Source organism: Sorangium sp. So ce836 (assembly GCF_028553905.1).
GTDB classification, from domain to species: domain Bacteria; phylum Myxococcota_A; class Polyangia; order Polyangiales; family Polyangiaceae; genus Sorangium; species Sorangium cellulosum_D.
The window spans coordinates 11,818,684-11,830,769 of sequence record NZ_CP102233.1; the positions used below are offsets into that span (position 1 = coordinate 11,818,684).

Sequence of the window (12,086 nt, forward strand, 5' to 3'; positions counted from 1 at the left end):
GGTCGGGTCCACCGAGCGAACGGTCTCTTGCCACACCCTCGCGGAAGAAGCACACCCCGTTCCATTGAGATGGCCAGTGCGGACGATGCCTTCGTCCGGGCCGTCGAACCGGCTAAGCTCTTGCCCAAGGAGGCAGCTTGCCGCGCTGTCAGGTCTGCCATCGCCGCATTTCCGGCACGAAGCCCTGCCCGCGCGACGCCTGGCTCCCGCCGCCGGGCGGCCCCCTCGACGCGGCGCAGGAGCCCGCCCCATCGCTGCCGGGGGTGACGCCGCTCGGGCGCATCGGCGCGGGCGGCTTCGCCACGGTGTGGGAGGCGGCGCGGGACGAGGGCGGCGAGCCCGTCGCGCTCAAGGTCGGGCGGTGGGCGAGCCCGATGATGGTGGAGCGATTCCGCCGCGACGCGGAGGCGCTCGAGCAGGTGGGCCCGCCGCACGTGCCCCGGGTGGTCGCGCACGGCGCGCTGCGCGACGGGCGGCCGTTCATCGCGATGGAGCTCATCCGCGGCAGGACGCTCGCCGACGTGCTCGCCGAGCTCGAGGGCCCGCCGGGCGCCGAATCCGTCGTGGCGCTCGGCGCGGCCATCCTCGAGTCGCTCGCGGCGGCGCACGCGAAGGGCGTGATCCACCGCGATCTGAAGCCGGAGAACCTGCTCCTGGCCGAGGGGGGGCAGCGCCTCGCGCTCCTCGATTTCGGCCTGACGAAGCACGCGCGCGCGCCGGAGGACGAGGGCCTCACGCCCCGCGGCACGGTCATCGGCACCCCGGAGTACATGGCCCCGGAGCAGATCCGCGGCGACCCGATCCAGGACGAGCGCACGGACATCTACGCGTTCGGCGTGATCCTCTACGAGCTCCTGACGCTGCGGACGCCGTTCACCGGCGATCGGGGCGAGATCGAGCACGGGCACCTCGCGCTCCGCCCGCACCGCCCCCACGAGTTCGCGGCCGTGCCCGACGCGCTGGAGCGGCTCGTCCTCGCCTGCCTCGCGAAGGAGCCCGAGCGCCGCCCGCCCGACGTCGCCGCGCTGCGGCGCGCGCTCGAGCAGGCGTGCCCGGGCGGCGCGCAGCCCGCGCCGAACGCGCAGCCCGCGCGCGGCGCGCTGCTCACCGAGGGCCGCCAGCCCGCGGTCGTGCTCGTGGTCGAGGCCAGGGGCGCGGCCGCCTTCGTGATGAGCGCCGTCGCGGCGCGCAAGGGGTTCGTGGCGAGGCAGCGCGGGGGCCGGCTCGTGTGCGTGTTCTCGGGCCTCGACGCCGACGATCCGGTGAGCGCCGCGATCGCGGTCGCCCGCGAGGTCGAGGAGCGGCGCGCCGGGCGCGCGGCCGCGCACATCGCCGGGCTGATCGTGCGCCGCAAGGAGCAGGGGCCGCCCGCGGTCTACGGCGCGCCGGTCGAGCAGCCCGACGCCTGGATGCCGCGGGGCGACTGGAGCGGCGTCGTGCTCACCGCGGACCTCGTGCGCGCCCTGCCGGAGGGCGAGCTCCGCGGCGTCTCGCGCGACGCCGCGCTCTCGCCCGCGCCCTCCGCGGCGTTCTACCGGCTCGCCCAGCGCTCGCACCCCCCGCCGGGCTCCGCGAGCGCCGCGCCGCTCGTCGGCCGCGACGACATCGTCGGCGCGCTCGCGGTGAGCATGGAGGCGAGCCTGTCCGGCGGGTGCCCGGGCCTGTTCACCCTCATCGGCGAGGGCGGCCTCGGCAAATCGCGCCTGCTCGACGAGGCGGCCGCGCTCGTCCGGCGCATGCAGGAGGGGGCGCAGCTCATCGCCCTGCGCGCGGCCCAGCCGCTCGCGGGCGAGCGCGTGTCCGGCCAGCTCCTCGCCCGCGTGCTCGACGTGGACGCCGCCGCTCCGCCCGAGGAGGTGCGGGCGCGCTGCGCGGAGCGGCTCGGCGAGGCGCTCGCCGAGGAGGCGTGGACGGCGGTGGCCGCGGCGCTCGGGTGGGCGCCGCCGGACGCCGCCGACGCGTCGCCGTGGTCGCTGCGGCAGAGCACGATGCGCGCGATCGCCGAGGGGCTCCGCCGCCGCGTGCGCGAGGCGCCGGTCGCGGTCCTGCTCGACGACGCGCACTGGGCCGACGACGCGGCGCTCGACGCGCTCGAGCTCGCGACGCTCGACGCGCCGGGCTGCCCGCTCTGGGTGCTCGTCGCGGCGCACCCGAGGTTCGAGGACATGCGGCGGAGCTGGGGCGCGCGCGCCGAGCGGCACGATCGCGCGGCGCTCGGGCGGCTCTCGGAGCAGGACGCGATGCGGCTCGCGGCCGAGCTCCTCCTGCCCGCGGAGTACCCGCCCGAGGCCGCGCTCCGGCAGCTCGCGAGCTGGTCCGGGTACAACCCGTCCACCCTGACCGAGCTCGTCCGGGCGCTGAAGCGCACCGGCGCGGTCCAGCGGCGCCCGACCGGGGCCTTCTACGTGGCGACCGCCGCGCTCGATCAGCTCCCGCCGCTGCCCGTGTGGCAGTGGCTGGCCGCGCGCCGGCTCGACGCGCTCTCGCCCGAGCTCGCGGCCTGCGTGCGGCTCTGCTCCGCGCTCGGGCCCGACTTCACCCGGGAGGAGGTCGAGGCGATCCAGGACGCGATCGAGCAGGCGGGCGGGGCGAGCACGCCGATGGACGCCGGGGTCGGCCTGGGCGCGCTCGCCGCGCTGGGGCTGCTCGCGCGCGGCGAGCGGGGGATCTACGCGTTCGAGAGCGCGACGTTCCGCGACGCGGTCTACGACGCGCTCGCGCCGCTCCAGCGCCAGACGATCCACGCGCACGCGTTCGCGTTCTGGCGGGCGCGCGTGGACCCCCGCGCCCCGGACCTGCGGGGGCTCGGGCACCTCTCGCGGCACGCGGCCGCGTGCGGCGAGCGCGCGACGGCGGCGTCGGCCCACCTCGCGCTCGGCGACCGGGCGGCGGCGACCCACGGCGACGTCGAGGCCGACCAGCGCTACACGGCCGCGCTCGCGCTCCTCCCCGAGGACGACGCGCGGGGGCGCGCGCGCGCGCTCGCCGGCCGCGGCAAGGCGCGGTACTGCCTGCACCGGATCCCCGAGGCGCTCGCGGATCTCGCGCTCGCGCGCGAGCTCGCGCGGGGGCTCGGCGACGACCGGCTCACCGCGGAGCTCCTGCTCGAGGAGGCGACGGCGCTGGATCACGCGACCGACTACGCGGCGTCGGCGCGGCGCGCGTCCGAGGCGCGCGCGATCGTCGAGCGCCTCGGGGACGTTCGGCTCGACAACCGCCTGCGGATGGCGCTCGGCCGCTCGTGCTGGCGGCAGCAGCGGGTGGCGGAGGCGATCGAGCTCCTCGGCCGCGCGTCGGCCGGGGCCGCGGCCGAGGGCGACCAGGAGACGCGGGTCATCTCGCTGCTGCTCCTGTCGATGGCGCTCGTGATCGCGGGCCGGCTCGCCGACGCGGAGGCGCGCTTCTGCGAGGTGATCGCGCTCTCCAAGGAGCGGAAGGATCAGCTGCACCTCTGCTCGGCGTACGCCAACCGCGCCTACCTGTGGGCCGCGCTGAGCGCGCCCGAGCGCGGGCTCCAGGATCTGAGCCGCGCGGTCGAGCTCGCGCGCGAGATCGGCAACCCCGGGCCCGAGCACGTCGCGACGCACAACCTCGCCGAGCTCTTGCACTGGTGCGGGCGCGAGGACGAGGCGCTCGCGCTGGCGCGCCGCTCGCGCGTGCTCGACGAGCGCTTCGGCGAGCGCGACGCCCCGGACGACGCGCTGCTCATAGCCCGCATCCAGGCGGCGCGCGGCGATTTCGTGGAGGCGGCGCGGCTCGTCGCGTGGGTCGCCGAGCGGTGCAGCCCCGACGCCTCGGCGCCGGCGCTGTTCGCGCTGTTCCGGACGCTGAAGCTGGTGCTCGCGGCCGAGGGGCTCGAGCTCCCCGCGGGCGCGGAGGAGCCGGGGGACAGCTGGGAGGCGCTCACCGATTTCGCGGAGCGCACCCTGCCGGTGGAGGAGCTGCTCGAGGTGCTCTATTTCCGCGCGCGCGTGGCCGCCTCCGCCGCGCGTCACCGCGAGGCGGAGGCGGCGCTCGAGCGCGCGCGGCCCGTGCTCGCCGGCTGCCGCATGTGGCAGCCCCGCTTCGAGGCGGTGGCGGCGCTGCTGCCCGCGCCTGCCGAGCCGTCCGAGGGCGATGCGCCCCCCGGCGCGCTCGCGCGCGGGGAGTGACGAAAGCTGCGCCCGGGTGAGCGCCGAACCCCGATGCAAATCGCCTCAGCGTGGCGAGAGGGTGTCGCGGCGCCGGCGTTTCGGGCGCGCGTCCGGGGGCGAGAATCCGGGCTGAAAGCGCGCAATGCGAGGGGCGCGGGGGCGACGGGCCCTCGGGCTGGTGCATTTCGCCTCAGTAGCGGGCATGACGACGATGTAGGGGCTACTGCGGACGTCGACCGGGCGATGCGGAGCTCGACCGTGCGGCGTTCCACGTCGGGGCGATGCGGGCGGGAGCGGTCAGGCATGGCCCGACGATTGCAGCGATTTCAGCAAACCCCACCGCACTCGAAAAGAGAGGCACCCCATGAGACTTACCGCGCTACGGACGGTCGTCGCGATTCCATGCCTTGCGTTGTTCGGCTGTGTCACGAGCGCCGATCCGGGCTCCGAGGAGGCGGTGGGGACGTCGGAAGAAGAGGTGGTATCGACGAACCGGCTGTCGATGAATCGCCTCTCGATGAACCGCCTCTCGATGAACAGCCTCTCGATGAGCCGCCTCACGGCGGACGGCCGCACGCTGGCCACCACGGACTTGCTGCGCGACGCGGACGGCCGTGAGCTCCTCCGCTACACCATCGCCTGCGCGCTCCCCGCGGGGAAGTCGCTCGCGGGCGAGGCGGACGGGACGACGTACAAGTTCGAGGGGCGGATCGGCCTCGCGCCCGACTGGCTGCGCGCCCCGCTCCCCGAGAAGTCCCAGCGCTGGATCACGGCGTGCCTGCTCGCGCACGTGAACGGGTACGGCGTCGAGGTCGCGATCTCGCTGCGCGGCCGCAACCCGGCGCTGGCCACGGACAGCGCGGAGCGGCGGGACTATCAGCAGGAGGAGATCTCCTTCTTCGGCAACGTGTTCCAGCCGCTCGGCAAGCGCGACGAGCTCGGCGACATCGGCTCGCGGATGTACGCTTGCGGCGGCGCCTTGCTCCAGCTCTCGTGCGCAGGCCACGAGACCAACTTCGCGCCGGAGCGGACGTGCGCGTCGAAGGACGACTGCAGCCTCAAGTTCCTGGGCCCGTGCCGCGACCTGGCGGACGCGAAGGACAGCGTGTGCAAGAACGCCTCCCTCGAGGGCTACGAGGGCTGCGAGGCCGCGACGAGCACCCCCGGGGGCAAGTCCATGAAGACCCGTTACGACGAGGTCGTCACGGTGTTTCTGCAGCGGCCTGACTTCTCGGCGTTCTATCCGCTCTGCACGCCGCTGTTCCCCTGAGCGCGCCTGCCTGCCACGCCGCGCCGCCGCGGCATCCGCGGGGCAGCGCGGCGCCGCGCCCGCTCCGTCTCCGGGGGTTCCGCGCCACGCCCTCCGGGGGTTCAGCGCCACGCCAGCGCAGAGCCCGCCCGTATACTGGCCTTCGTTCGTCCCGGCTGTGCGCTTTGACGCCCTGCTGCCGGCGCACCCTCGGCGCGCGCGTCGCCGGACGCGGCAGAGGGGCATACAGGTTGCAGATATTTCGCCCCGGTCCCACGGCACGAAGGCGAGGAGGGCGAATGAAGGCTCTTGTGTTTCACAGCCCAAAGCATGTCAGCGTGGACACCGTCGACGCGCCGGTCCTGTTGCGGGCGACCGACGCGATCGTGCGGGTGACGAGCACGGCCATCTGCGGCTCGGATCTGCATATCTTCAATGGGCTGATCCCGCAGGCGAAGCCGCTCGTCCTCGGGCACGAATTCATGGGGATCGTCGAAGAGGTGGGGAGCGAGGTGAAGAGGCTCCGCCCGGGCGATCGCGTGCTCGTGCCCTTCGCCATCGCCTGCGGGAGCTGCTTCTTCTGCGAGAGGGACCTGCCTGGGCACTGCGAGCGCTCGAACCCGGGGCATTACGGGCCCGAGGGGAACGTCATCAGCTCGAAGGGGGGCGGGCTCTTCGGGTACACCGACCTGTATGGTGGATATGCAGGCGGGCAGGCCGAGAGGGTCCGCGTGCCGTTCGCCGACGTGGGGCCGCGCAAGGTCGATGACGACCTGGCGGACGAGCAGGTGTTGTTTCTGACGGACATCCTCCCGACCGGCTACACCGCCGTCGACTGGGCCGGGATGCAGGGCGGGGAGACGGTGGCGGTCATCGGCTGCGGGCCGGTGGGCATCATGGCCATGAAGTGCGCCTGGCTCCGCGGCGCCGCGCGCGTGATCGGGGTCGACCGGGAGGAGTACAGGCTGGAAAAGGCGCGCGAGATCGCCTCGGCCGAGACGGTCAACGTGGATTCGGGGGTCGCGCTGGAGTTCATCCGAGCGGCGACCGGCGGCCGCGGCGCCGACGTCTGCATCGACGCCGTCGGCATGGAGGCGCACCGGACGCCGCTCGAGAAGATCTCCAACATGGTTCACGGGCAGATCGGCTCGTTCGTCGCCTTCAAGCTGGCGGTGAGCGCGGTCCGCCGGGGCGGGGTCGTCAGCGTGGTCGGCGTGTATGGCATGCCGTACGACAACTTCCCGCTCGGGCAGCTCTTCGACAAAGGGGTGACCGTGCGCTTCGGCCAGGCTCCGGTCCACAAGCACGTGGACAAGCTCCTCGGGTGGATCAGGGAGGGCAAGCTGCGCGCGGACGACGTCATCACGCACCGACTTCCGCTCGCCGAGGCCGCGCGTGGATACGATCTCTTCAATGGGAAGAAAGACGGCTGCGTGAAGGTCGTGCTGAAGGCCTGAACGCCCGGCCGACCGAGGCGCGGCAATGAGGCGGAGGTCCAGGCGCGAGATCATGCGCGCAGGCGCAGACGATTGACATATTCTCGTCGCCTTATCGCACGCAATCGAACCCGCAATGGCGGTCCTTCCGCCTGCCGCTGCCGGCCCCGCTGGCTCGAGCCTTGGACAGCGTGGGTCGGGCCCCCGGCCCTCACGCAGCGTGGATCAGGCCCAACAAGGTCGTCTCGCGGAGCCCTCCGTTTCCGGTTGACATCCGCCACGGCGCATGGATCGACCACACTGCGCGCGTCCATGGCTGTCGAACTCGTGCGATACTCTCGCCCTCCGTGCCGCTGGAGAGCTCCCATGCACCGATCCCTCCTCGCCCAAGGCCTCGTGCTGTCGCTCGCGCCGTTCGGGTGCTCTGCTAGCCCGGAAATTCCTGAAGCGTACGGCAAGGCGATCATGAACCTGAACGGGGAGGAGCTGGTGCTCGACACGGGCGATGACGGCAAGCTGCCTGTCCCCAGATTCGATGACAGCTGGGACGTTGACTGCTCCATCGTCAATGGCGAGACCAATCTGGAGCTGGTGGATCGCTCGAAGGGCAGGAAGGGCTTCTACTACCTCGATCTCCATCTGCTCGGGAGCGAGCGCCAGGACGGCGACGCCGCTGTCGTGAACATGCGAATGTACGTCGACGATGAGCTTTTTGACGGCGCGTGTCCGGCCACGCTCAGGACGTCACAGCAGGGATCGCATGAATGCACGTTCGCTTTCGCCGGGTGCGATTTGCGCCTGTTCGACGGTGCCCAGGACGGTACCCAGGCGCGCCTCGAGCGCGCGTCATTCCACTTGAAATGGTGCTTCGTCCCGTGAGCGGGCGCGCCCGCGGTGCGCTCTGAGGAGAGCGCCCCCTGCGGCGCCGGGCGACCGCTCGCGGATCGTCGCGGAGGGCGCGCGAGGCGCTCGCGGCGGGGCACGGCGGGCGCGCCGCGGCGTTCGGTGCGCCCGAGGCAGCGCTGGCCCGCGCGTCTGCCCACGGGTAAACATCGAACCATGGTGGATGCGTCCCCCCGGCGACGGTTCAGCGCCGCGTTCGCTCGCTGGTCTCGCCGCGTCCGGCGGCGGCTCGCGCTGGAGCTGATCCTCACTGGGGCCGCCGCGGGGCTGATGCTCGGCGCGGCGGGCGCAGCGGCCGCCTGGCAAGCGCGGCACGGCGCGCTGCGCCCCTGGATGGCGGGCGGCGGCCTGCTCGGCGCGGCGGCCGGCGCGGCGGCGGCGCGGCGGCGGCGGTGGTCGGATCCGGACGTCGCGCTGTTCCTCGACGGCAAGCTCGGCGCGTCCGAGTCGGTCTCCACGGCCGTGGAGCTCGCGGCGGCCGAGCGCGCGGGCGACGGCGCGCCTCTGGCCCGCGACGTGGTGTTCTCGCACGCCGCGGCGGCCCTCGACCGGGCGACCGCCCAGGAGGTCCGCGCGCCGCTGTGGCGCCCCTGGCACGCCGGAGCGCCCCTCGCGGCGGCGGTCATCGGCTATCTCAGCTGGCTTCCGCTGCCGCCTGCCCCCGCCAGCGCGGCGCCCCCGCCCGGGGCCGAGCAGGTGCGCTTGGCCGAGCTCGCCGGACTGGAACGGGTGATCCAGCTGGCGGAGGTCGACGCTCGGGACGCCGCGCAGCGCGATCGATTGAAGCGGCTCGCGGACGACGCGAAGCGGCTCCGCGAAAAGTTGAGGAGCGGCGTCGAGCGCCGCGAAGCGCAGGCCGACCTCGGCAGGCTCCGCGACGCGATCACGGCCGAGCGGCTGTCGCTCGGCGAGGGCGAGCAGCGCCACGGGATGGAGTCGGCGCTCGGCAAGCTCGGGGAGGACCCGCAGCTGAAGCGGGCGGCGAAGGCGCTCGGCGATCGCGATCTCGTGGCGTTCGACGAGGAGATGGAGCGGCTCGCGAACCGGGTCGAGAAGACCGATCGAGAGCGGGCCAGAAAGGCGCTCGAGGAGGCCGCCGAGGCCGCGAAGCGGGCCGGCGCCCCCGGCGTGGCGAGGGCGCTCGAGGAGCAGCGCGAGCTCCTGGATCGGCGCGGCCAGGAGGCCGACAAGCTGAGGGAGCTCGCGGAGGCGCTCGGCGAGGCGCTCGGCGACGAGGGGCGCGAGGCGCTCGGCGAGCTCGGTCGGACCGGGAGCGGCAAGGACGCGCGGCGGCTCGCCGACAGCCTCGAGAAAGCGCTCGAGAAGCTGAGCCCCGAGGAGCGCCGGCAGCTCGCCGAGCGCCTCAAGCGGCAGGTGGCGCGGTCGCCCGAGGGCGCGCCCGGGGAGGCCGCGTCGGAGGAGCAGCTGCGCGAGCTCGCGCGGCAGCTGGCGACGCCCGAGGGCCAGCGGCAGCTCGAGGAGCAGCTGCGCCGGATGGCCCAGGAGGGAGGCCCGAGCAGCGAGGAATCGGAGCGCCAGCGCGCGCTCGACGACGCGCAGCGCGGGGCGGCCGAGGCCGAGGGGCAGCTCGGGGGGACGCCGGTTCCGGCGCCGATCGCCGGTGGGTCGGGCAACGCGGGTCCCGGCGGCGGAGAGCGCGGCCAGGGCTCGCAAGCGGGCGGCGCAGGCGAGCAAGGGCGAGGGCCCGGGCAGCCAGGCCGCTCGCAGGGAGGCGGGCCGGGCAGCCACGAGGGGCAGACCGGCGCGATCGCGGGGGGCGAGCTGCGCTCACGCGCCGACGCGCGGATGAATCCGGGCAGGCCGATGCCAGGGATCGTGATCGGCCGGACCGCAGGGCGCGCCGGAGACACCGCCAACGTGCAAGGCGAGGGCGCGCTCGGCGTCGTGGGCCCCCAGGAGATCGGCGGCGTCGAGCGCAGCGACGTCCCGGAAGAGTACCGCGAGCAGGTCGGGCGCTACTTCCAACCCCGGTGAGCCCGGGCGTGGGTGGCGGTGGGCTCAGAAGCTCGCGCCGACCAGCAAGCCCTTCGCGTCGGCGGTCACGAGGGGCACGGCGTGGATGCGGGTGAGCCCGGTCCGCGGGGCCGGCAGCGTGCGGCTCGACGTGCTGAGCGCGTACACGGCGGTCCCGGCGAGCACCGCGCCGCCGCCGATGAAGCTCCAGAGGGAGATGTTGGCGAGCGTGGTCTGGCTGTCGCGCAGGTCGCTGCGCCGCTGGCTCGGGGACGGCTCCGCCGCGGCGGACTTGCCCTTCGCGGTGGAGAGGATCGCGAAGGTCACGCCCGAAGCGACCCCGAGCAGCCCGACCGCTCCGCCCGCGACCACCAGCGGGAGGTTCGAGCCGGCGTCGAGGCTCAAGGCGATGCTCTGGTCCGAGCCCCTGGCCACGAGCAGCGAGGTCGACGTCCGGGCGCCGGAGCGGCGCGCCTCGATGGTGCGCTTGCCGGGATCGACGAACACCTGGGCCTCGAGGGGCGAATGTCCGATGAGCTTGCCGTCGATGAGCACCTCGGCATCGTCGACGTTCACGCGGATGCGGAGCGTGCCGACGTGCGCCTTGGCCTCGGCGAGCCGCTGCTCCAAAAAGCGCTTCTTCTCTTCCTTCTCGCCGAGAGGAAACGTGTTGAGCGCGTACAGGAGGTGCTCGGCCGCCTCGCGGTGCTGGTTCACCTCCAGCTCGACGTTCCCGAGATTGCCGGCGACGTCGAAGCTCTGCTGGAGGTCCCACGCCGCCTGATAGCGCGCCTCGGCCTCGACGAACCGCGCCTCGTCATAGAACCTGTTCCCCTCCCGGTAGAGCTGCGCGGCGCGCTCGCCCGCGCTCGACGTCGCAGCCGGCGCGTCGGTCGGAGAGGTGGGCACGAGCCGAGCTTTGCCGGTCGCGGTCGCGACGCCCGGCGCCAGGACGACCATGGAGCACAGGAGGAACAGAGGCGCGTATTTCAAGAATGGCTTTCGCATGGTGACTGCCGGGGGATTGCACTCCGGAGAGGACGACGCCTCAGGGGAAGGGGCGCGGGGGCGCGGTCGTCCCCGGGGGCGTCGTGGGCAACGCAGAGGTCACGGACGGCAGCGGTGGGGGGAGCGGAGGGCTCACGGACGACGATTCGTAGACATCTTCCGGCACGGCAGGCCTGGGCGGACGCTTCGCCTGCGCCGCAGGGCGCGGCGTGGACGGGCGGGCGGCCACCGCTCCGGAAGGCGCGGACGGCGCGCTCGGCTCCGCCGCAGGCGACGTCGGCGGCGCGTCCGATGCGGCAGGGGCCGGCTCCGGCACGGGAGGCGGCGGCTCACCGGTCGCCACCGGAGGCGGCGTCGGCGCCGGCTCGGGCATCGCGCTCGGCGTGGGCGCCGCGGGGCCGGGCTCGGGGGCCGGGGCGCGGCCGTCGGCGGTGACCGGGGCGTCTGGAGTGGCCGGAGGGTTGGCGGCGCGCCACAGCACCCAGAAGCCCGCGACGGTCGCGCTGCCCAGAAACACGAGCAGCGCGAACAGGCCCAGCGGGGCCACGCGGCGGCGCGCCGCGAGCGCTGCGGCGGAGGCAGCGGCGGCCACGGCGGCGTCGGGGCGCGCGGCGTCCTGGGGCAGGCCCGCTCGAGGAGCGGCGGCGGCGGGCTGGGGAGCGGGCGCAGGAGCCAGCCGCTGCTTGCGGGTCGGCTCTTCGGGCGGCGGCCAGACGCCGCTGCCCACGCCGACGCGGGCCGTGCGCACGCCGGTGCGCGCGCTGCCTGGCCCCTCGGGGATCGCCTGCGGAGGGCCCGGCATGCCGTGCACGGGGATCCGGCGCATCGTCGGGCGGTTCCGTTCGTCGACGCCCTTCAGCAGCGACGGCGCGACCTGGATTTTCTGCAGGTCCATCGCCTGGTGCTCCCGGTTCGGGGGCAGGGTGACCGGGGGAACGTACACCTGCTTGTCGCTGGGCCCCGCCTCGCGATCCTGCCGGCGCCGCGGCCTGGGCTCGCCCCACTGCATCATTCGCTCGGCAGGCGGCGCGGCGGCGGGCGCGGCCTCGTCGGGCCTGCGGCGCGGATCCTGGGAAAGCGCCCGCTGCTGCGCCAGCGAAGGGTGCTCCTGCGGTGCGAAGCTCGGCGCCTCGTACCCGCGCGGCGGCTGCTGCGGCTGCGGCTGCGGCGCGGCGTCGCCCGCAGCGCCTTGCCCCGCCGGCTGCCCTGGCGAGCTCTTGTTCGCGTTCCTGTTGGTCATGCCTGCCCCTCTCGCCACGTGCGTAAGGCGCGCTGCTGCCCCGCGTGGGCAGCAGCGCATCGAGCACCCGGTCCAAGGCTCCGCGTTGTCATGGGCGTGCTCCCGAGGCGAGCGGCCTCGACCGCTGCTCTGCCGACGGTGCG

At 74.4% G+C, this 12,086-nt stretch carries 7 protein-coding genes; 5 read left to right on the forward strand and 2 right to left on the reverse strand.

What is annotated here, in order from left to right; genetic code table 11:
* Nucleotides 1-137: 137 nt before the first annotated feature.
* From NQZ70_RS43150 to NQZ70_RS43170, 5 genes are all read left to right on the forward strand, one after another.
* A complete protein-coding gene (locus NQZ70_RS43150) occupies nucleotides 138-4,151 on the forward strand; it encodes a serine/threonine-protein kinase (RefSeq protein ID WP_129579416.1) in 4,014 nt (1,337 codons plus the stop codon).
* Nucleotides 4,152-4,497: 346 nt separating this feature from the next.
* A complete protein-coding gene (locus tag NQZ70_RS43155) occupies nucleotides 4,498-5,403 on the forward strand; it encodes a hypothetical protein (RefSeq protein ID WP_129579417.1) in 906 nt (301 codons plus the stop codon).
* Nucleotides 5,404-5,681: 278 nt separating this feature from the next.
* On the forward strand, nucleotides 5,682-6,839 hold the full coding sequence (locus tag NQZ70_RS43160) for an alcohol dehydrogenase catalytic domain-containing protein (RefSeq protein WP_129579418.1): 1,158 nt from the start codon (nucleotides 5,682-5,684) through the stop codon (nucleotides 6,837-6,839).
* Nucleotides 6,840-7,184: 345 nt separating this feature from the next.
* Nucleotides 7,185-7,697, forward strand: a complete 513-nt coding sequence (locus NQZ70_RS43165) for a hypothetical protein (protein WP_129579419.1) — start codon at nucleotides 7,185-7,187, stop codon at nucleotides 7,695-7,697.
* A 180-nt stretch (nucleotides 7,698-7,877) separates the two neighbouring features.
* Entirely contained in the window at nucleotides 7,878-9,716 is a 1,839-nt protein-coding gene (locus NQZ70_RS43170) for a hypothetical protein (RefSeq protein WP_129579420.1), read from the forward strand.
* 24 nt (nucleotides 9,717-9,740) lie between these two features.
* Here NQZ70_RS43170 and NQZ70_RS43175 read toward each other — a convergent pair whose 3' ends face one another.
* Together NQZ70_RS43175 and NQZ70_RS43180 are read right to left on the reverse strand one after the other, a co-directional pair.
* Nucleotides 9,741-10,688 (reverse strand): hypothetical protein, encoded by a 948-nt coding sequence (locus NQZ70_RS43175; RefSeq protein WP_237244582.1) that lies wholly within the window; start codon nucleotides 10,686-10,688, stop codon nucleotides 9,741-9,743.
* Between the two features lie 55 nt (nucleotides 10,689-10,743).
* Nucleotides 10,744-11,943, reverse strand: a complete 1,200-nt coding sequence (locus NQZ70_RS43180; protein ID WP_129579421.1) for a hypothetical protein — start codon at nucleotides 11,941-11,943, stop codon at nucleotides 10,744-10,746.
* Nucleotides 11,944-12,086: the final 143 nt, after the last annotated feature.

Excerpts from the sequence above, each read along its gene's own strand:
- NQZ70_RS43155 (WP_129579417.1), top strand. The coding sequence starts at position 4,498 with ATGAGACTTACCGCGCTACGGACGGTCGTCGCGATTCCATGCCTTGCG.
- NQZ70_RS43160 (WP_129579418.1), top strand. The coding sequence starts at position 5,682 with ATGAAGGCTCTTGTGTTTCACAGCCCAAAGCATGTCAGCGTGGACACC.
- NQZ70_RS43170 (WP_129579420.1), top strand. The coding sequence starts at position 7,878 with ATGGTGGATGCGTCCCCCCGGCGACGGTTCAGCGCCGCGTTCGCTCGC.
- NQZ70_RS43180 (WP_129579421.1), bottom strand. The coding sequence starts at position 11,943 with ATGACCAACAGGAACGCGAACAAGAGCTCGCCAGGGCAGCCGGCGGGG.
- NQZ70_RS43165 (WP_129579419.1), top strand. The coding sequence starts at position 7,185 with ATGCACCGATCCCTCCTCGCCCAAGGCCTCGTGCTGTCGCTCGCGCCG.